The organism is Streptomyces sp. NPDC005774, from assembly GCF_042871645.1.
GTDB classification, from domain to species: Bacteria; Actinomycetota; Actinomycetes; order Streptomycetales; family Streptomycetaceae; genus Streptomyces; species Streptomyces pratens.
The window spans coordinates 22,921-42,826 of the sequence record NZ_JBIAIV010000025.1 but is presented as its reverse complement, the minus strand read 5'-3'; the positions used below and the strand labels follow the sequence as shown (position 1 = coordinate 42,826).

General features: G+C 71.1%; 17 protein-coding genes and 1 pseudogene. 10 read left to right on the top strand and 8 right to left on the bottom strand.

All coding sequences use genetic code 11. The features are described 5' to 3' along the window. Positions 1 to 47: 47 nt before the first annotated feature. Positions 48 to 905, top strand: coding sequence for a Scr1 family TA system antitoxin-like transcriptional regulator (locus tag ACFYQA_RS22285; protein ID WP_388920465.1), 858 nt, complete (start codon positions 48 to 50; stop codon positions 903 to 905). Further along, positions 902 to 1,108, top strand: coding sequence for a DUF397 domain-containing protein (locus ACFYQA_RS22280; protein ID WP_388920462.1), 207 nt, complete (start codon positions 902 to 904; stop codon positions 1,106 to 1,108). Before ACFYQA_RS22285 ends, ACFYQA_RS22280 begins: the two co-directional genes overlap by 4 nt. A gap of 85 nt (positions 1,109 to 1,193) precedes the next feature. Here the strand turns inward: ACFYQA_RS22280 and ACFYQA_RS22275 are convergent, their stop codons facing one another. Continuing rightward, positions 1,194 to 1,769, bottom strand: coding sequence for a hypothetical protein (locus tag ACFYQA_RS22275; protein WP_388920459.1), 576 nt, complete (start codon positions 1,767 to 1,769; stop codon positions 1,194 to 1,196). Between the two features lie 790 nt (positions 1,770 to 2,559). On the opposite strand from ACFYQA_RS22275, the gene ACFYQA_RS22270 reads away from it, so the two are divergent. Next, positions 2,560 to 3,684 carry a MerR family transcriptional regulator gene (locus tag ACFYQA_RS22270; RefSeq protein WP_388920456.1) on the top strand — a complete coding sequence of 375 codons (1,125 nt, stop codon included), beginning with the start codon at positions 2,560 to 2,562 and terminating at the stop codon, positions 3,682 to 3,684. 84 nt (positions 3,685 to 3,768) lie between these two features. Here ACFYQA_RS22270 and ACFYQA_RS22265 read toward each other — a convergent pair whose 3' ends face one another. Together ACFYQA_RS22265 and ACFYQA_RS22260 are read right to left on the bottom strand one after the other, a co-directional pair. Beyond that, complete coding sequence (locus tag ACFYQA_RS22265) at positions 3,769 to 5,043, bottom strand: cation:proton antiporter (protein ID WP_388920453.1); 1,275 nt, start codon at positions 5,041 to 5,043, stop codon at positions 3,769 to 3,771. A gap of 4 nt (positions 5,044 to 5,047) precedes the next feature. Beyond that, positions 5,048 to 5,518 carry a cation:proton antiporter regulatory subunit gene (locus ACFYQA_RS22260; RefSeq protein ID WP_388920450.1) on the bottom strand — a complete coding sequence of 157 codons (471 nt, stop codon included), beginning with the start codon at positions 5,516 to 5,518 and terminating at the stop codon, positions 5,048 to 5,050. Between the two features lie 366 nt (positions 5,519 to 5,884). On the opposite strand from ACFYQA_RS22260, the gene ACFYQA_RS22255 reads away from it, so the two are divergent. The 3 genes from ACFYQA_RS22255 (at position 5,885) to ACFYQA_RS22245 (ending at position 8,251) form a co-directional block, all read left to right on the top strand. Beyond that, complete coding sequence (locus ACFYQA_RS22255; RefSeq protein WP_388920710.1) at positions 5,885 to 6,784, top strand: universal stress protein; 900 nt, start codon at positions 5,885 to 5,887, stop codon at positions 6,782 to 6,784. 114 nt (positions 6,785 to 6,898) lie between these two features. After that, positions 6,899 to 7,735 carry a universal stress protein gene (locus ACFYQA_RS22250; RefSeq protein ID WP_388920447.1) on the top strand — a complete coding sequence of 279 codons (837 nt, stop codon included), beginning with the start codon at positions 6,899 to 6,901 and terminating at the stop codon, positions 7,733 to 7,735. 39 nt (positions 7,736 to 7,774) lie between these two features. Beyond that, positions 7,775 to 8,251 (top strand): SRPBCC domain-containing protein, encoded by a 477-nt coding sequence (locus ACFYQA_RS22245; RefSeq protein ID WP_388920444.1) that lies wholly within the window; start codon positions 7,775 to 7,777, stop codon positions 8,249 to 8,251. A gap of 100 nt (positions 8,252 to 8,351) precedes the next feature. On the opposite strand, the pseudogene ACFYQA_RS22240 reads toward ACFYQA_RS22245, so the two are convergent. The 3 genes and pseudogenes from ACFYQA_RS22240 to ACFYQA_RS22230 form a co-directional block, all read right to left on the bottom strand. Continuing rightward, positions 8,352 to 8,576, bottom strand: a pseudogene (locus ACFYQA_RS22240) (aldo/keto reductase); the annotation flags it as partial. 570 nt (positions 8,577 to 9,146) lie between these two features. Then, complete coding sequence (locus ACFYQA_RS22235) at positions 9,147 to 10,349, bottom strand: cytochrome P450 (RefSeq protein ID WP_388920441.1); 1,203 nt, start codon at positions 10,347 to 10,349, stop codon at positions 9,147 to 9,149. Positions 10,350 to 10,721: 372 nt separating this feature from the next. Further along, entirely contained in the window at positions 10,722 to 11,144 is a 423-nt protein-coding gene (locus tag ACFYQA_RS22230; RefSeq protein WP_388920438.1) for a secondary thiamine-phosphate synthase enzyme YjbQ, read from the bottom strand. Between the two features lie 107 nt (positions 11,145 to 11,251). Here ACFYQA_RS22230 and ACFYQA_RS22225 point away from each other — a divergent pair, with 107 nt between their 5' ends. Further along, positions 11,252 to 12,343 carry an NAD(P)-binding domain-containing protein gene (locus tag ACFYQA_RS22225; RefSeq protein WP_388920435.1) on the top strand — a complete coding sequence of 364 codons (1,092 nt, stop codon included), beginning with the start codon at positions 11,252 to 11,254 and terminating at the stop codon, positions 12,341 to 12,343. Between the two features lie 81 nt (positions 12,344 to 12,424). Here ACFYQA_RS22225 and mltG read toward each other — a convergent pair whose 3' ends face one another. Both mltG and ACFYQA_RS22215 read right to left on the bottom strand, forming a co-directional pair. After that, complete coding sequence (gene mltG / locus ACFYQA_RS22220; RefSeq protein ID WP_388920432.1) at positions 12,425 to 13,300, bottom strand: endolytic transglycosylase MltG; 876 nt, start codon at positions 13,298 to 13,300, stop codon at positions 12,425 to 12,427. Between the two features lie 43 nt (positions 13,301 to 13,343). Continuing rightward, on the bottom strand, positions 13,344 to 15,146 hold the full coding sequence (locus tag ACFYQA_RS22215) for an ABC transporter ATP-binding protein (protein ID WP_388920429.1): 1,803 nt from the start codon (positions 15,144 to 15,146) through the stop codon (positions 13,344 to 13,346). A gap of 145 nt (positions 15,147 to 15,291) precedes the next feature. On the opposite strand from ACFYQA_RS22215, the gene ACFYQA_RS22210 reads away from it, so the two are divergent. From ACFYQA_RS22210 to ACFYQA_RS22200, 3 genes are all read left to right on the top strand, one after another. Beyond that, positions 15,292 to 15,759: a MarR family winged helix-turn-helix transcriptional regulator gene (locus ACFYQA_RS22210; protein WP_388920426.1), complete on the top strand. Its 468-nt coding sequence runs from the start codon at positions 15,292 to 15,294 to the stop codon at positions 15,757 to 15,759. 317 nt (positions 15,760 to 16,076) lie between these two features. Next, complete coding sequence (locus ACFYQA_RS22205; RefSeq protein WP_388920423.1) at positions 16,077 to 17,915, top strand: ABC transporter transmembrane domain-containing protein; 1,839 nt, start codon at positions 16,077 to 16,079, stop codon at positions 17,913 to 17,915. Then, positions 17,912 to 19,693: an ABC transporter ATP-binding protein gene (locus ACFYQA_RS22200; protein WP_388920420.1), complete on the top strand. Its 1,782-nt coding sequence runs from the start codon at positions 17,912 to 17,914 to the stop codon at positions 19,691 to 19,693. Before ACFYQA_RS22205 ends, ACFYQA_RS22200 begins: the two co-directional genes overlap by 4 nt. The last annotated feature ends 213 nt before the right edge of the window (positions 19,694 to 19,906 follow it).

Here is a 19,906-nt window from a genome sequence, read left to right as displayed (position 1 = left end):
ACCGGTCGTTGCTCTCACGACGGACCACTGCGCGGAAAAGGGGCGCGATGAGCAGGACGACCCAGCGGGAATGCGGGACCACCGGCCGGCGCAGCCCGGAGAAGGAACGCCCCGCGGCCTGGAGCGCCTACGGCAAGCTCGTCCGCCTCTTCCGCGAACGCGCCGGTCTCACCCAACAGGCTCTCGCCGAGGCGATCGGCTACTCGCTGGAGCAGGTCGCTTCCGTCGAGCAGGGGCGGAGACCGGCGAAGGCGGACTTCACGGAGGCCGCGGAGCGGGTGTTGGAGACGGGCGGGGCGCTGCGGGTGCTCCAGGAGGACGTGGACCGGGCCAAACTACCTCTGTTCTTCCAGGACTTTGCTCTGCTGGAGGCCGAGGCGGTCAGTCGCTTCTCGTACGATCCGATGCTGGTTCCGGGGCTGCTGCAGACGGAGGCGTACGCTCGTGCCCTCCTGGAGGCGCACTTCCCGCCCCTCGAAGAGGAGGCCATCGAGCAGCACCTGAGCGCCCGCCTCGCCCGGCAATCCCTTCTGGCGCGCAAGAACCCGTGCGTCGTCTTCTGCTTCGTCCTCGAAGAAGGCGCACTCCACCGGCTGGTGGGTGGCAGGACCGTCATGCGGGAACAGCTCGGACGGCTGCGAGACTGCACGCTCATGCGGAACGTGGAAATCCAGGTGATGCCGACCGAGCGGGCCGCGCACAGTGGTGTCAACGGTCAGATGGTCCTGCTGGAAACCCTTGAACGCCGACAGTTCGTGTCCATCGAGTCCCAGGGGATCGTGAACATCCGATCCGACCGGAACGAGGTCAGTGAGTTCTGTCTCCAGTATGGAATGCTGCGCTCACAGGCCCTCAACACCGAGGAGTCTGCACGGTTCATCGAGCGCATGGCAGGGGTGCTATGAGCATCGAACAGCACACTGAGCGGACCGGCGAGCTGACGTGGTTCAAGAGCAGCCACAGCGGAACCAACGGCGGGGACTGCGTAGAGGTGGCTGCCGGCACGAACGTCGTGTACGTACGGGACTCGAAGGCCGTGGGCGACGGGTCCGTGCTGCGGGTCGGCCGGGACGAGTGGGCCGTGTTCGTGGCGCTCGCGGCCCTGTAGCGTCGCCGGGTTTCCGAGCCCGTCGCTGCGCTGCGCTGCGGTCCGCCGCGACGAACGCGGGTATGACGGTGACGCCGACCCGGCGTCACTCGCTGTCGCCGAGTTCCTGGGCACGGGCCAGGACGCCTTCCGCCAGTCCGCGGAACTCGCGGTAGCAGGTCTGCACGTACTTCTGGGTGCTGCCGAGCGCGCCGTCGGCGGCCTTCAGATCGAACATGCAGATCGAACATGGGCTTTCTGGCGTCGTGCGCGAGCGGCACGAGACTGCGGCCGACGCCTCCACGTGGATGTGGACCACCGGCTTGCCCCGGTAGGCCGCGGCCCGCACGGTGAAGGACGGCCGGTCCAGGATCCCGCCGTCGTCCCGGCGGTCGGTCACCGTCCAGGTGGTGCCGTCGAACTCGGCACGGGTGAGTTCGACGGGCCGCCGGTGGTGGGCCTGGCGAACCAGCACGGCCCGGTTGCCACGGACGGCGGACCCGTCCGGTTGGTGAACAGGGCTGAGGTGGCTGATCACTTCGCCGGTGGACGGGGTAGTGCGGGTCAGGTAGGTGCCCGACCGGCTGCGGGTGTACCAGACCAGCCAGACCCGGTCGCCCTCGGTCGCGGCGGTGCAGCCTTCCAGCGGGTGGGCGGGCAGACGGTCGCCCGGGGTCCACATTGCGCGGCCCTCGGTGGTCCGGCCCGCGAGACCGGCCCCGGACTCGGGGTGATCACCATAGATACCTTCTCGCCGTAGGCCGTCCGGATCCCTCCGTCGCGGTCGGTGATGAGGGCGGGGATGTCGTCGCCGACGCAGAACTCGCTCTCGGGCGTCCCCGAGGGCGAGAACACCACGGCGTTGGGCTTCCAGAGGCCGCCGGTCTTGCTCCGGGACGTACGTCCGCACACCAGCGGGAAGCGTGAATCCGGGAGCAGCGCCAGGTGACTGGGCCGGACCCGGATGCCCTCCACGGTGCTGCGCCGCTCCTCCTGCCCGGTGACGGTGACCAGCTCGCCGGTGAACGGGATGCCCTTCGGCCACCACCTGGCCCGCCCTTTGACGTGCCGAATGCGCTCCGAGTACCGCCGGTGGACCAGCATGACCCCGAGCTCGCCTGCCGGTCAGACGCTCCACCACAGAGCCTTGCGTCCCCGCAAGGCATCGGCAACAGGCAGGCTCCACACCGTTGCACGGGGGCATCGGTATGGTCTCTCATCGAGCGACGCGCCATCGAGAACGGTCACCTCGGGGACTCCGGGGACCAACGCCGCCCGAAGATCCCCACCTTACTGATCACGGGGCCAGTGCCGTACGGGTCTCCGTACGGGCGTTGTACGGCTCCGGAGGCATGTCACGGTCGGCGCGGCCCCCGTTGAACATGTCCCCGGCGGAGAAGCGAGCCGGGCTCCGGGCCCGGGTTGACCCTCGACCTTGTCGAGGCATGAGGGTTCCGGGTGTGGAGAGCGAGATGCGCGGCATTGGTGAGACGGCCCGGGACAGCGGCCTGAGCGTGAGCGCCCTGCGGTTCTACGACCGTGCCGGTGTGCTCGTACCCGCCTGGGTCGATCCGGTGAGCGGCTACCGCTGGTACGCCCCCGGGCAATCGGACGAGGCCCGGCTGCTGGCGCGGCTGCGGCGGGCCGGCATGCCCCTGGCCGACATCCGGCTGGTGCTGGCCGGCTGGACCGGCGCGGACACCGATCTCGTACAGCAGCTCCTTGAGGCGCACCTGCGCCGCCTGGAGCGGGGGCTGTCCGATGCCCGCGGTGAGTTCTCCATGCTCCGAGCCCTACTCGACGACAGGGAGAAACCCATGACCCCGCTCCGTACCGCCACGGCCCGGCCTGCCCTCACCTCGCCCGAACTGGCCGCCGCGTTGGACGCGGTCCGCTTCGCGGCCGGTACCGACCCCGAGCTGCCGATGCTCGGCGGAGTCCTCTTCGACATCGAGGGCGACGCGCTGCGCCTCGTGGCCACCGACCGGTACCGGCTGGCTGTCGCGCGGGTCCCGGTCACCGGGCACAGCGGGCCCCGCGTGCAGGTCGTCGTGCCGCTGCCGCTCGTCGACGCGATGCGGGCGCTGGCGGGCGGCCCCGAGCCCGTACGGCTCGCCGTGGACGGGGACCGGGTGACGCTGGAGACCGGGAGCGGCCGCCAGGTGGCCGGTCGGTCCCTCGATCACGACTTCCCGGACTATCTCCGTCTGGTCAGCCTCCCCGCCGGGCGCCGCGCCGTGGTCGACGTGGCCTCCTTCCGGGAGGCGGTGCAGGAGGGTCCCGTCCGTACGGGCGAGGTGCGCGAGGAGGACGGGGCGGTCTTCGACGTCAGTGTGATCGGGGCCGGCGCCGACGGCACGGTGCGGGTCTGCGACGACGGTACGGACGCGGACGGCAGTGTGAACGGGGGTGGCGGGGGGAACGGGGACGGCGGCCGTGTTGCGGTCAACCGTGCATTCCTGCTGGACGCCCTCGACGCCGGGGCCCGTGACCGGCTGGTCCTGGAGTTCGGCGCCCCCACGGCGCCCGTCGCGATCCGCCGGCCGGACGACGAGGACACGTTCTCCCTGCTGATGCCGGTCCGGCTGGACGGCTAGGGCCTCAGCAGAAGTCCCGTGCTCCACGGCCCCGGTCAGGACTGGGAGCACGGGACCCGTGCGGCAGAGAGAGCGGTCCCGGTTCTATGACCGTTCGGTCTTCCCGTTCTCCACCGGCTCCAGCGTCTCCAGGGCGGGGGCCATGGCGGAAGCGGGGACGGGCATGGTCCCGACGGGGGTGGCAATACCGTCCGCGGAGGACTTCTTCCTGGTCAGGCGGAGGGCTATGGGCTCGGTGTAGCGGGCGGTGAGCGGTCCCAGGATGACCAGGATCAGAACGTACGAGGTGGCCAGCGGACCGAGCTGGGGCTCGATGCCGGCGGTGACCGCGAGCCCGGCGATGACGATGGAGAACTCGCCGCGGGCGACCAGCGTGCCGCCCGCGCGCCAACGGCCCTTCCCGGAGATCCCGGCCCGGCGGGCGGCCCACCAGCCGGTGGCGATCTTCGTCAGCGCGGTGACGGCGGCGAGCACGAAGGCGGGCAGGATCACCGGCGGGATGGACTGCGGGTCGGTGTGCAGTCCGAAGAAGACGAAGAACACCGCGGCGAACAGGTCGCGCAGCGGGGCCAGCAGGTTGTGCGCGCCCTCCGCGGCCTCCCCGGACAGGGCGATGCCCACCAGGAACGCTCCCACCGCGGCGGACACCTGAAGCTGCTGGGCGATACCGGCGACGAGCAGGGTCAGGCCGAGGACCACCAGCAGCAGCTTCTCCGCGTCCTCACTGGAGACGAAACGTGAGATGACCCGCCCGTAGCGGACGGCGACGAACAGGACGAGTCCGGCGGCACCGAGCGCGATGGCCAGCGTGACGCTTCCCGCGGCCAGGCCGACACCGGCCAGCAGCGCGGTGACGATGGGCAGGTAGACCGCCATCGCCAGGTCCTCCAGCACCAGGATGCTGAGGATCACCGGGGTCTCCCGGTTGCCGAGCCGGCCGAGGTCGTTGAGGACCTTGGCGATGACGCCGGAGGAGGAGATCCAGGTGACCCCGGCCAGCACCACGGCGGCGACCGGGCCCCAGCCGAGCAGCAGGGCGAGGATCGCGCCGGGCACGGCGTTCAGCAGCATGTCGACCAGGCCGGCCGGATACTGGGTCTTGAGGTTGGAGACCAGGTCGCTGGCCGTGTACTCCAGGCCGAGCATGAGCAGCAGCAGGACCACGCCGATCTCGGCGCCGATCGCGACGAACTCCTCGCTCGCGCCGAGCGGCAGCAGCCCGCCCTCGCCGAAAGCCAGACCCGCCAGCAGGTAGAGCGGGATGGGGGAGAACTGCAGGCGCCCGGCAAGGCGGCCCAGCAGACCGAGCCCGAGAATGATCGCGCCGAACTCGATCAGGAAAATTGCGGAAGAATGCACGCGCTCATTCCCGCCCGAGGATCTCGGCGGCGGTCTCGATGCCCTCACGGGTGCCGATGACGATGAGTGTGTCCCCGCCCGCCAGGCGGAAGGCGGGCGTCGGGGACGGGATCGCCTCGGCCCGGCGCAGCACGGCCACGATCGAGGCGCCGGTGTCGGTACGGATCCTGGTCTCGCCCAGCACCCTGCCGTTCCAGTACGAGGCGGCGGACAGTTCGATGCGCTCGGCGACCAGCCCCAGGTCGGTCGTGTGCAACACGTTCGGGCTGTGATGAGCGGGCATCAGCGCGTCGATCAGGGCGGCCGATTCGGCGACGTTCAGCCGCAGCGACTGGGCGCAGGCGTCCGGGTCGTCGGAGCGGTAGACGTTGACCGTGCGTGCGCCGTCCCGGTGCGCGATCACGGACAGGTGCTGGCGCTCACGCGTGGTGAGATCGTATTTCACGCCGATGCCCGGCAGTGGCGTGGTGCTCATCCGTGGAGCAGGCACAGCCCGTCCCCTTCCCGATTTTTTCTTCTGATCATCCGTCCATGGGTGGGGCCCCTCATCCTCATCGCGCTGATGGTCAGCCCCCGTGGGGGACATCGTGTCATCCCGCGATCTCGTCGAGAGATTGGGTGATGCCACGGATGGACAACAGTTGCGACGGCCGTCGATCATCCGCCGGGGCCCTGGAGCGGTGCCATGCCGTACGCGGGACGTTCCGTGTGCGGGGGCTGGACAACAGGCGGCTCCGGAGACCTTCTGGGCCGGTCGGCCGCGAGGTGGGGCACGTAGGCCCCGTGGCGGCGCGGCACACCCGTGGAACGATGTGTATGACGTACCGATTCTGGAGGCATGATGAGCGGTCTGGTCATAGTGGGAGTCGACGGCTCGGTATCGAGCCTCGCCGCCGTGGGGGCCGCGGCCGAGGAGGCACGGCGGCGCGGGGCCGGGCTGCGGGTGGTGCATGCCTTCCTCTGGCCGGCCATGCATGTGCCGCTGGGCCCCTCACCGCTGGGACCGCCCGGAGGCGGTCTGCAGACCATGGTCGAGAAGCTGGTGGCCGAGGCGGTGGAGCACGCCAAGTCCGTGGCACCGGACGTGGAGGTCTCGCACGCCGTGGTGACGGGCGAACCGCTGACCGTGCTGGAGGCGCAGTCCCTCAACGCGGAACTGGTGGTCGTCGGGTCCCGTGGCATGGGGGGTTTCGTCGGACTTCTGCTGGGTTCGACGGCCGTGCACCTGGCAAGTCACGGACAGTGCCCGGTGCTGGTCGTACGGGAGACCGGCGCCCCGGACGGGCCTGTGGTGGTCGGGGTCGACGGTTCCCCGGCGGGCGCGAAGGCAATCGACTTCGCCTTCGCCGAGGCGTCGCTGCGCGGGGCCGAACTGGTCGCGCTGCACTCCTGGACCACCTGGAACGCGCCGGCGCCGCCGCCGCAGGACGAGGAGGCCCCCTACGCGAGCGAGCCCGACGAGCTGAGGGCGGGCGAGGAGCGTCTGCTGTCCGAGGCACTGGCCGGGTATCAGGAGCGGTACCCCGGCGTGAAGGTGCGGCACGAGGTCGTGCACGGCGGCACGCGTGAAGCACTCATCGAGGCGAGCCGTACGGCGCAGTTGCTGGTGGTCGGGGCCCGGGGGCGGGGCGGGTTCACCGGACTGCTGCTCGGCTCGGTCAGCCAGGCGATGCTGCACCACGCCCACTGCCCGGTGGCGGTCGTCCGCGGCAGCGGCGGGGAGAAGGACGGGGACGCGTAGCCCGCTTCCTTCGAGTCTTATGCGCCGGTACGGTGTCCCGCCCGCGGGTACTTCGGTACCCACGGGCGTGACCGGGACGCCCCCGCAACGGACCGGCCGGGACGGGAGTGAACAGTGAATGACACGGTGATGGTCGGAGTGGACGGATCGCCGTCCAGTCTCGCCGCTGTGGACATCGCGGCCCGTGAGGCACGGCTGCGCGGCGCACCGCTGCGGATCGTGCACGCCTTCAGTCGCCCGTCCGACCTGGCCCCGATGATCCACGGCGTCCTGGCCCAGGCGGAACAGCGGGCCGCTGAGGTGGCACCGGGTCTGGAGGTGTCCAGGACCGTGGCGTCCGGGGACACCCTGACGGTGCTGCGGAGCGAGTCGCGGCACGCGGTGCTGGCGGTGGTCGGCGGGCGGGGCCACAACCGGTTCGGGGATCTGCTGCTGGGCTCGACGGTCGTGCAGCTGGCCGCCCACGCCCACTGCCCGGTCATGGCGGTGCGGGGACGCCCCGATCCGCAGGGGCCCGTACTCCTCGCCGTGGACGGTTCGCCCGCCGGGGTCGCGGCGGGCGAGTTCGCCTTCGCCGAGGCGGCGCTGCGGGAAGCCCCGCTGATCGCGCTGCACGTGTGGACCACCTGGAGCGAGCAGACCCCGCACGAGGGCCCCGCCAACCCGCTGAACGTGGTGGTCGACCTGGACCAGCTCCGCGAGAAGCATTGGCGCCGGCTGGAAGAGGCCCTGGCTCCCTGGCGGGCCGCCCATCCGGAGGTGTCCGTGGAACCGCTCCTGGAGCGGTCCCGGGTGCGGCACGCGTTGCTGGAAGCCGCCAAGGAGGCCCAGCTGCTGGTGGCGGGGGCCCGGGGACACGGCGGATTCACCGGGATGCTGCTGGGTTCGGTGAGCCAGGCGCTGCTGCACCACGCCGACTGCCCGGTCACCGTCGTCCGCGGCAAGCAGTGATCCGTCGACGGCACGACAGGACGACTGCACGACAGGACCATGTACACGACGCGGGTCTCGGGTCGGGTGAACGCTCCCCGGCCGGCCGTCTACCGGGCGCTGGTGAGCGCGGACGCGATCGCGCGGTGGCGGGTGCCGCCGGGCATGCGGGGCGAGGTACACGAGTTCGAGGCGTGCGAGGGCGGCAGGTTCCGGATGTCGCTCACGTACGACGCACCGGGCACGGTCGGCAGGTCGGCCGCACACACCGACACCTACCACGGCAGCTTCGCGCGGCTCGTGCCGGACGAGATGGTGGTGGAGCTACTCGAGTTCGAGACCGAGGACCCGGCGCTGCGCGGCACGATGACCATGACGACCACGCTCACGGACGCCGACGGCGGCGGCACCGACGTCCTGGTGGTCCACGAGGGCGTCCCCGACGCCGTGCCCGCCGCGGACAACGAGGCGGGGTCACGCTGGGCACTGACACATCTCGCCCGGTTCGTGGAATCGGGCGGCGCCGCTTCCTCCTGAAGCCGCCCGTCCCGCCCTCTCCGGACCTGCGTAACTCTTCCCGCTCTGTCCGTTCTCCGGCGGAACCCTCTTCGGGGCGGGGCCCGCCGGAGAGCCGCTCTCAGTTGCCCACGCCGAGGCCCGGCATGAACGCGGCCGGGTAGCGGTCGCCGCGTGCCGAGCCCGGGGGCACCGCCTTCTCGATCTCCGCGAGGTCGTCCGCGGTGAGGTCCAGCTCCATCGCGGGCAGTGCCTCGGTCAGCCTCTCGCGGGTGCGGGCGCCGACCAGCGGCACGATGTCCTCACCCTGTGCGGCCACCCAGGCGATGGCCAGCTGGGCGACGCGGACACTTCTGGTCCGGCTCCTCCTTCGCAGGATCATGCGACGGGGCACCCCTGACCGTCGTCAAGCAGTACATCGAAAGCCGGCAGCGTCCCGACTGACCGTCACCCCGGAGACGAAGAGCACTCCGGCGCCCCGCGCCTCCGGGCCAGGGATGGCCTTCACCCCCGCCCCGAAGGGCGGAGCACCGGCCAAGATCAGAGGTAGATGGCTAACCTCTCGGCTGGCCTCGTACAGCATCCAGGCCGTGTCCTCCGATACCGTCGGGCGCATACCGCGCGGTTCCTCCAGGTCCGACCGGAGCCCGTTCTGGTCAGGTTGGGCCGGTGACACACGGCCACCAGCAGTACCCACTCGGCCAGCGGCACAGGCACCACGGCCGGCCCATCCGCGGGTGCTCTCCGCCACGTTCCCGAACCGCCCACAACAGCCTGGCGAATCGGTCCGCCCGCAGCCATGCCGGCCCACACCCTTCTGGAACACTTAGCAGCCTCTGACCTGGACTCTTACGGATCCCGCGAACCCACAGAACTCATACAAACCGCTGTTACGAGCTGGATCAACGACTTGTGGTCAGTAGCGCACCGGCAGGTCGAGCAGTCCGCGGGCGCGCATGGACGGCCGCCGGCGCAGTTCGTCCGGCGCGATGTCGAGGGCCAGAGTGGGGAAGCGGTCAAGGAGCGCGGCGAGAGCGACCTCGGTCTCCATCCGGGCCAGGGGTGCGCCTAGGCAGTAGTGGATGCCGTGGCCGAGGGCGAGATGACCGGTGGCGTCACGACCGATGTCGAGCCGGTCGGGTTCGGTGAAGCGGTGCGGGTCCCGGTGCGCGGCGGCCAGGGACAGCAGGACGGTTTCACCGGCCGGAATGCCGACACCGCCGATGGTGATGTCCTCAGTGGGGAAGCGCCGGATGGCCAGGGGTACGGGACCGTCGTAGCGGGCCAACTCCTCGACCGCGCCGCCCAGTCGATTGGGATCGGCACGGAGCGCGCGCAGTTGGTCGGGGTGGCTGAGCAGGGCCAGGGTGGAGTTGCCGATCAGGTGGACCGTGTTCTCGTACCCGGCGAAAAGGATCAGGAAGGCGAGGGACATGAGTTCGTCCTCGCTCAGCCGGTCCTCGTCGTCGCGTACAGCGATCAGGGCGGAGAGCAGGTCGTCGTCGGGCGACGCGCGCTTGTCGGCGATGAGCTGGGTGAAGAAAGCCAGCATGTCGCGGACGGCTTCCTTTGCCCGGTCCGGTTGCGCCGGGTCCGGAACCACCATGGCGTCGGTCCAGGACCGGAAGTCGTGCCGATCGTGTGGGGCCACGCCGAGCAGGTCACAGATCACGGTGATCGGCAGTGGCGCGGCGTATGAAGCGATCAGGTCGGCGCGGCCGTACGGTTCGATGGCGTCGAGCAGTGAGTCAGCGGTTTTCCTGACGGGTTCACGCAAGCGGGCGATGCGGCGCGGGGTGAACGCCTGGGACACCAGACGCCGGATGCGGGTGTGGTCCGGCGGGTCCATGTTCAACAGGTTCGCGTCCAGCGCCGGCGGCAGCGCGAGCCCACGGTAGCCGCCGGGCGTCGCATTGCGCTTGTCGAGGGAGAGCCGGGGGTCGGCGAGGGCTTGGCGTACGTCGTCGTAGCGCGTGACCAGCCAGGCCGGAAGCCCGTCCGTTCCGGCGATGCGATGGACGGGCCCGGCCTCGCGAAGCCTCGCGTACACCGAGTACGGGTCCGCGGCCAGCTCTACGGGGTCAACGAGGGGCGGCTGACTGGGCGTTGTCGTGGACATGGACTCCACCCTAATCAGGCGGAATCTCCGCCACGGCGGAGCCGGCGCGCCGAACACACCTTCCCTCCCCGTTGCGGGGCCAGTTCATCATCCGGCCGCCGGAAGGACCGGTACGGACGGAACCCCCGAGTCGGCCTTCGGCAGGCCGACGTACTCGCGCCATTCCCGGACCAAGTAGCCGCCGGCCATGGACAAGGTGCCCGTTCCCGGGGGGCAGACAAGGCGCCTCATGTGTGCCACCAGCAGACGAAGAATCTGTTGGAAGACTTCCGACAGCATTCAACGCGCGCCCACTCGGAGAGGGACGGTTCCCGACCCCTGGCCACCCCGTTCGGCGCGGCCGGACTTCACCCCTACAGTCTCATCAGGCACCTACCCGAGGAAGCTCAGCCGCACGTGACGGTTGGGATTATCCCTATTCGTGTCGACCAGGCACACGGACTGCCAGGTGCCCAGTTCCAGTCGGCCGTCCAGTACGGGCAGGGTGGCGTGCGGCGGGACGAGGGCGGGCAGGACGTGGTCGCGGCCGTGGCCGGGGCTGCCGTGGCGGTGCTGCCAGCGGTCGTCGGCCGGCAGCAGGCTGTGCAGGGCGGCCAGGAGGTCGTCGTCGCTGCCCGCACCGGTCTCGATGACGGCGATGCCGGCGGTGGCGTGCGGCACGAAGACGTTGAGCAGTCCGTCGCGGCCGGCCGCCACTTCCCGCAGGAAGGACTCACAGTCACGGGTGAGGTCGACGATCCGCTCTGCGGAGCCGGTGGCGACGTTCAGGACCCGGGTGTTGAAGGCATCTGACATGGCTTCCATCCTGGCCCATGCGCCGGGGGACTTCGAGGAAGGAAGCCCCCCGGGTGGCGGTAACGGCTCGTGGGAAGATCTCCACCCCCGACAGCGTTAGTAGAAATGTGAACTACACCAGTGAGGCTGAGGCGGCCGAGGTCCAGACAGTCGTCATAGGCGCCGGACAGGCAGGACTGTCCAGCGCCTATCACCTGCGGCGCACCGGTTTCGAGCCGGGACGCGACTTCGTGGTGCTCGACCACAACCCGGGCCCCGGCGGGGCCTGGCGGTACCGCTGGCCCTCGCTCACGTACGACAGAGTGCACGGGATGCACTCGCTGCCCGGTATGGAACTCACGGACGCCGATCCGGCGCGGCCGTCCTCCGAGGTCATCACCGAGTACTTCGACCGTTACGAGCGGACGTTCGACCTGCGGGTGCGGCGGCCGGCGAAGGTGCGGACGGTACGGGAAGGCGCCGGCGGGCGGCTGCTCGTGGAGACCTCGGCGGGCACCTGGCCGACGCGGACGCTGATCAACGCCACCGGCACCTGGGACCGGCCGTTCTGGCCGCGCTACGAGGGGCAGGAGACCTTCCTGGGTCGGCAGTTGCACACCGCGCAGTACCCAGGCCCCGAGGTGTTCGCCGGGCAGCGGGTCGTCGTGGTGGGGGGAGGCGCCTCGGCCACGCAGCATCTGCTGGAGATCGCCCCGTACGCGGCGGACACCACTTGGGTGACCCGGCGGCCCCCGGTCTTCCGCGAGGGCCCCTTCGACGAGGAGGCGGGGCGGGCGGCCGTGGCGCTGGTCGAGGAGCGGGTGCGGCAGGGGCTGCCGCCGCGCAGCGTCGTCTCGGTGACGGGGCTGCCGATGAACGACGCGATCCGCCAGGGTCTCGCCGACGGCGTACTGGACCGGCAGCCGATGTTCGACCGCATCACGCCGGAGGGGGTGGAGTGGAAGGACGGGCGGCGGGTGGCGGCCGACGTCATCCTGTGGGCCACCGGATTCCGTCCGGCCATCGACCACCTCACTCCGCTGCGATTGCGGGAACCCGGTGGCGGCATCCGCGTCGAGGGCACCCGGGCGGTCGCCGACCCCCGCGTCCACCTCGTCGGCTACGGCCCTTCGGCCAGCACCATCGGCGCCAACCGCGCCGGGCGCGCGGCCGTACGGGACATCAGGCGTCTACTGACGGAAGAGCGCGTCACGGCCTGATGCCGGCCGACGGCGGAGGAGCGCGTCACGGTCCGACACCGGCGACCGGTGCGATCCGCCTCACCTCCCCCCGGCTCCGCCTCATCCCTCCCCCGGCTCCGCCTGCTCCTGTTTTCCCTTCTGCCCCTGCTTCCCCTTCTGCTGCCGCGCGTTGAACTCGGCGAGATCGCTCTGGTGTTCGGTGTAGTCGGCGGTGAAGCGGGTGTCACCGGGCTTGACCGTGATGAAGTACAGCCAGTCGCCCGGCGTCGGGTTGATCGCCGCGCGCATCGCTTCCTCGCCGGGGTTGTCGATCGGGGTGGGCGGCAGCCCCATACGCGTATAGGAGTTGTAGGGGCTGTCGGCCTCGATGTCCCTCTCCTCGACGCCGGGCGTCGAACGGCCCAGGGCGTAGTCGACCGTCGAGTCCGTCTGCAGTGGCATCCCGCGCTCCAGACGGTTGAAGATCACCCGGGCGACTTTGCCCATGTCGGCCTTGGCGGACGCCTCGGCCTGGACGATGCTCGCGATGGTGACGGCCTGATAGACGTTCATCGCGTTGCGCTGCGCACCGGCGGCGATCGGGGCTCCGTTGAACTTCTTGTCGGCCGTCTCGACCATCAGCGCCAGCAACTGCTCCGGTGTCGCCTTCTCCTTCAGCGGATACGTCGCCGGGAAGAGGTAGCCCTCCGGGTTCCCGTCGGCGTCGCCCGGCAGTTTGAGGCCGGCCTTCGCGAGGGACTTCTTCGTACTCCCCGCGGGCAGTTCGAGGGCCTTGTCGACGTCCGCGTACACCTGGCTCGCCCGTCGGCCTTCCTGAATCACCAGGGTGGTGGGGCGGGAGTCGCCGTCGTCGCCCAGGATGAGCGGGGGCGCCGCCACGGCGGTACCGGCCACGGCGGCCCCGGTCACGACGAGGGCGAGCCGCCCCCGGCGCGTCAGTCGACTGATGCTTCGTGACGGAGTATTCGTCTGCATGCGGGCACGGTAACCCGCATATCGCCATAAACCCGGCATATTTTCATCTTGTCGGCTCCAGTTGGGCGTCCCTGCGGACCAGGGCCGCGTACCTCCCGTCCCGCTCCAGGAGTTCCTCGTGGGTGCCGCGTTCTACCGCACGCCCCGCGTCGAGCACCACGATCTGGTCGGCGCCGCGAACGGTGGAGAGCCGGTGGGCGATGGTGAGCGTGGTGCGGTCGGCGGACAGGGCGTCGATGGCCTGCTGGACGGCGGCCTCGGTGCGGGTGTCGAGCGCGCTGGTGGCCTCGTCGAGAACGAGCACCGGCGGATCGCGCAGAATGGTCCGGGCGATCGCCAGGCGCTGCTTCTCACCGCCGGAGAAGCGGTGGCCGCGCTCCCCCACGACGGTGTCGTACCCGTCGGGCAGGGCTGCGATGTGGTCGTGGATCTGTGCCGCCCGTGCCGCCGCGTGGAGTTCCTCCTCCGTGGCGTCGGGCTTCGCGAACCGCAGGTTGTCGGCCACGGAGGCGTGGAAGAGGTACGTCTCCTGGGAGACGACGCCGACCGCGCGCGCCAGGGTGTCGAAGTCGAGGTCGCGCACGTCGACCCCGTCGAGGGCGACCCGCCCGCCGGTGACGTCGTACAGCCGTGGCACGAGGTGGCCCAGCGTGGACTTGCCGGCGCCGGTCGAGCCGACCACCGCGAGAGCGGTGCCGGCGGGGACGGTGATGTCGATGCCGTCCAGGACGGGGCCGCCCTTGCCGTCGTAGCCGAAGGTGACGTTCTCGAACCGGACCTCGCCGCGGACCCGGTCGAGGCGGACCGGGTCCGTCCGCTCGGTGATGTCGACCGGAAGGTCGAGATACTCGAAGATGCGCTGGAACAGCGCGAGCGAGGCCTGGATCTGCACCCCGGTCGACAGCAGGCTCACGGCAGGCCGGAACAGGCCCTGCTGGAGCGAGACGAAAGCGACGATCGTCCCGATGGAGACGTCGGGTCCGCCTGTCCGCAGGGTGATGCCCGCGGTCCAGTAGATGACGGCGGGCATGGCGGCCATGACGATCGTGATGACGGCCATGCGCCAGCGGCCGGCCATGTTCGACCGCACTTCCAGGTCCACCAGAAGGTCGGACTCGTCGGCGAAAGCCCTGGTCAGAGAATCGGAGCGGCCCATGGTGCGGCCGAGCAGGATGCCGCTGACCGACAACGACTCGGTGATCGTGGCGGCCATCGAGGCCATCTGCTTCTGCCGCTGGGTGGTGATCTTCTTGCGTTCATTGCCGACCCGACGGCTGATCCACACGAAGGCCGGCAGCAGGACCAGCGAGACGACGGTCAGCCGCCAGTCGAGGACGAGCATCGCGACGACGGTGGCGACGACGCTGGTGAGGTTGGAGACCAGGGAGGTCGCCGTGGAGGTCACGGTGGCCTGCATGCCGCCGATGTCGTTGGCGATGCGGGACTGGACCTCGCCGGTGCGGGTGCGCGTGAAGAAGGCGAGCGACATGCGCTGGAGCCGGTCGTAGACGGCGGTGCGCAGATCGTGCATGACGCGCTGGCCGACGGTCGTGGAGATCAGCGTCTGGAGCACGCCGAAGACACTGGTGAGGACGGCGCTGAGGATCATGCCGAGGGCCAGCAGACTGAGCAGGCCGGTACGCCGCTCGGGGATCGCGACGTCGAGGATCGCCCTGAGCAGGAACGGGGTGGCGACCGAGACGAGCGACGCCGCTCCGACCAGCAGGCCGACGATCGCCAGGCGGCCCCGGTAGGGGCGGAACAGTCTCAGAATGCGACGCACCTGCCGGGGCTGCTCCTCGGTGCCCGCGGGTGCGCTCCAGGCGGGTTCACGGTCGGGGTGCATGGTCTCCTTCGAGGGCTCGGGAGCGGAAAGCGGGGCGCGAGAGCCCGGCACCACCACGGGGATGCCATGAGGATGCCGGGCCAGCGGAGCCTAGCTCATTGTTACCTGTACTCACAATGAACGGTGTCCTGATATTGTTCCGCACATGACCACCCCCGACCCCGACGGCCTGCTGGCCGAGCAGCTGCTTCGGCTGACCCGCCGGGTGCACCGCATCCAGAAGCGCCATCTGGTGCGGCGCGAACTGGGCGTCACCCCCGCCCAGTCCCGGTTGCTGCGCACCCTCGCCCACTACGCCTCACCGCCCCGTATGACCGACCTGGCGGAGCGTCTGGAGGTGGTACCGCGCGCCGTGACGACGCTGGTCGACGGGCTGGAGACGAGCGGCAAGGTGCGGCGGGTGCCCGATCCGGCCAATCGGCGGGTGATCCGGATCGAGCTCACCGACGACGGACACGCGGCTCTGCGGGAGCTGCACGCCGCGCGCAGGGCCGCCGCGGAGGAGATCCTGGCTCCACTGGGGGACGAACAGCGTGAGGTTCTCGGCGAACTGCTGAACACGCTGGTCGACGGGGCGACCGCCACCCCTCGGGACCGCGACGCGCCCTGCTGAGACACCGCGTCGGAGTCGCTGCGGGGGCCTCGTGCCGTCGCCGGCCGGTGGACCCGCCGGGGTCGCCCGGGAGCCGTGCACCTGTCGGCCGTGCGCCGTGACGGGGCCGACCGAGGTGCCGCGCCGCGGTCGTCCGGTGTGCCGCGAGGTTCCCGCCCGTACGTCGAGGTTCCCGCCCCGTACGTCGAGCCGGTTCTGTGCGCTGCCATGGAAAACCGTTTGCTTTACGGCACGCAACGGCGTCAATCTGTCACGGTTTGCTGTCGCGCCGTCCGAGGGCGGAGCGCGGCCCCGCTTCCGCGAGCCACTGGGACGTCATGCAGATCCAAGACCTTCCGTATCCCGACCCGGGCGTGCCCGACGCCCGCTCGGGCCCCCGATTCCTGCGGTGGCTCTTCCGGAACCAACTCCCGGGCCAGCTCAAGTCCCTCGCCTGGGGGCTGCTGCACTTCGCCTCCGTCGCCTCGTTCCCGTTCTGTGTGGGCATCGGCGTCCAGGCCGCCGTCGACCGTTCCGGCTCCCGGCTCGCCCTGGCCGGCGGGCTCATGGCGCTGGCCTGCCTGGGCAACGCGGTCGGCGACACCTTCCTGCACCGGGCCGCCGTCACCAACTGGATCACCGCGGCCGCCCGTGTCCAGCAGCTGCTGGCCCGCAGGACCGCGACGCTGGGCTCCGCGCTGACCCGCCGGGTCGCGGCCGGCGAGGTCGTGGCCGTCTCCACCGGCGACGTCGAGAAGATCGGCTGGTTCGTCGAGGCGCTGTCCCGGTTCACCGCGGCCGTGGTCACCATCGTGCTGGTCTGCGTCGGCCTGCTCGTCTACCAGCCCGCGCTCGGTGTGGTGGTCGTCGTGGGCCTGCCCCTGCTGGCGCTCGCGGTCCTGCCGCTGCTGCCCCACGCCACCCGGCGGGCCGACGCCCAGCGGGAGAAGGCCGGACGGGCCACGGAACTCGCCTCGGACACCGTCGCCGGACTGCGTGTACTGCGCGGCATCGGCGGCGAGGAGCTGTTCCTCGACCGCTACCGTCGCGCGTCCCAGGAAGTCCGCCACGCTGCCGTGCGCAGTGCCCGGATGTGGTCCCTGATCGCCGCGATCCAGGTGCTGCTGCCGGGAATCCTGCTGATCACGGTGGTCTGCTACGGCGTTCATCTGGCCCGTCAGGGGCGGATCACCGTGGGCGAACTGGTCACCGTCTACAGCTCGGTGATGCTGCTCGCATACCCTCTGCGCCACTTCGAGGAAATCGCGATGGCCTACTCCTTCTCCCGGCCGTCGGCCAAGCGTGCGGCGCGCGTACTGTCGCTGGAACGGGCCGTGGACACCGCCGGGACGCCCGGTTCCGAGAGGCACGGGAGGCCCTCCGGAGACCTGTACGACCCGGTGACCGGTCTGCTCGCCCCGGCGGGCCGGCTCACCGCCGTGGTGTGCGGGGATCCGGACGTGGCGGGACGCCTGGCCGAACGGCTCGGCGGGCACGCGGCGCACGCCGCGCGGAACGGCTCGGTGCTGCTCGGCGGCGTGGCGCTCGACGATCTGCCACTGGACTCCGCCCGTGGCTCCGTCCTCGTCCAGGACAAGGATCCGGTACTGCTGTCCGGCACGCTGCGCGAACTGCTCGACGTACCCGCGTCCGGGGCCGTCGGAGCGCGCGAGGCGCTGGACGCCGCGCAGTGCGCAGACGTACTGGCGGCGCTGGTGCAGGGTTCGCTCGACGCCGCGGACCCGATGGACGCACGGCTCACCGAGCGTGGACGGTCCCTTTCCGGCGGCCAGCGGCAGCGGCTCTCGCTGGCCCGGTCACTGGTCACCGACCCGGAGGTCCTCGTCCTGGACGAACCCACCTCCGCCGTCGACTCGCACACCGAGGCCCGCATCGCCGAGGGCGTACGGGAACTGCGGGCGGGACGGACGACCGTCGTGTTCACCTCGTCGCCGCTGCTGCTGGACCGGGCGGACCAGGTGGTCCTCCTGCACGACGAGACGGTCGTGGCGGTCGGCGGCCACCGCGAGCTGGTACGTACCGAGCCCCGGTACCGGGCCGTGGTGACCCGGGAGACGGAGGCCGAGGCGAAGACCGGGGCAGAGGCCGGAGCAGGGCTCGGGGCGGACGATCTGACCGACCTGGACACGCTCGTAGAAATCGAGGAGACAGCATGATCGGCGTGGCGCCACCGGCCTACGACCCGGCGGCCCCGGCCACGGCCGGCACCCTGCCCGTGGGCGCGTCCGCCACCGTCCGCGCCTATGTGGGCGAGCTGCTCCGCAGGCACCGCAAGGCCTTCGTGCTCCTGATCATGGTGAACACCGTCGCGGTGATCTCCTCGATGGTCGGCCCGTATCTGCTGGGCGGCCTGGTGGAGCGGGTCTCGGACCGCACGCGGGAGCTCCACCTGGGGTTCACCGCCGCACTGTTCGTGGTGGCGCTGGTCCTCCAGGCGGTGTTCGTGCGGCAGGTGCGGCTGCGCGGGGCGATGCTCGGCGAGCGGATGCTGGCCGATCTGCGCGAGGACTTCCTGGTGCGGTCGGTCGGGCTGCCGCCCGGTGTGCTGGAACGGGCCGGGACGGGTGATCTGCTGTCCCGGATCACGACCGACATCGACCGGCTCGGCAACGCGATGCGCGAGGCCGTGCCCCAGCTCGCCATCGGTGTGGTGTGGGTGGTGCTGCTGCTGGGCGGCCTGGTCGTCACCGCACCCGAACTGGCGCCGGCCGTACTGCTCGCCGTTCCGCTGCTCGTGGCCGGCTGCCGCTGGTACTTCCGGCGGGCGCCGGCCGCGTACCGTTCCGAGGCCGCCGGGTACGCCGCCGTGGCCGCGGTACTCGCCGAGACCGTGGACGCGGGACGGACCATCGAGGCGCACCGCCTCAGCGAGCGCCGGGTGGCGTTGTCGGACCAGCGGGTCAAGGAGTGGACGGCCTGGGAGCGCTACACACTGTGGCTGCGGTCGGTGCTCTTCCCCGTCGTCAACATCACCCATGTGACCGTGCTCGGCTCGGTACTGATGATCGGTGGCGTCTTCGTCCTGCAGGGCTGGATCGGCGTCGGCCAGCTGACGACCAGTGCGCTGCTGGCGCAGATGCTCGTCGACCCGGTGGGGCTGATCCTGCGCTGGTACGACGAGTTGCAGGTGGCCCAGGTGTCGCTGGCCCGGCTGGTCGGCGTCCGGGACATCGAGCCCGACGCCGGTGACGCCGCGCTGACCCCCGACGGGCGCCATGTGCGCGCCGAGCAGGTGCACTTCGGCTACCACGAGGGCGTCGACGTGCTGCGCAAGGTGTCGCTGGAGGTCGCGCCCGGCACCAGGCTGGCGCTGGTCGGCCCCTCCGGCGCGGGCAAGTCCACCCTGGGGCGGCTGCTCGCCGGGATCTACGCGCCCAGGGACGGCACGGTGACCCTGGGCAGCGCCGAACTCTCCCGGATGACCGCGGAACGCGTCCGTACCCAGGTGGCCCTGGTCAACCAGGAGCACCACGTCTTCGTGGGGTCCCTGCGTGACAACCTGCGGCTCGCCCGGACGGATGCCGAGGACGCCGAGCTGTGGGCGGCCCTCGGCGCGGTCGACGCGGACGGCTGGGCGCGCGCGTTCGACGACGGCCTCGACAGCGAGGTCGGCTCGGGCGGGCTGGCGCTCACCCCGGCCCAGGCTCAGCAGATCGCGCTGGCACGGCTGGTGCTGGCCGACCCGCACACGCTGGTGCTGGACGAGGCGACCTCGCTGCTCGATCCCCGCGCGGCCCGGCACCTGGAACGCTCGCTGGCCCGTGTCCTCGACGGCCGTACCGTCGTCGCCATCGCCCACCGCCTGCACACCGCCCACGACGCGGACGTCATCGCCGTCGTCGAGGACGGCCGCATCAGCGAGCTGGGCAGCCATGACGAGCTGGTCGCCGCGGGCGGCGCGTACGCGGCACTGTGGCGCTCCTGGCACGGGTGAGGACCCAGGTGAGGGTGCGGACGAGGCCTCGGGGAGGCGAGGGGTGAGCACGCGGGGGACGGCACGGCGGACTGCGCGGCCGGGCGTGTTCGGCGGGCCCCCGGCCGCGGTGTGAGGCGCACCCGGGGGGTGGATGCGCCGTGTGCACGGTCCGTCACCGGCGGCGGCCGGTGACGGACCGTGCCGTTGCGCGGAGCCGAACCTGGGTGGAAG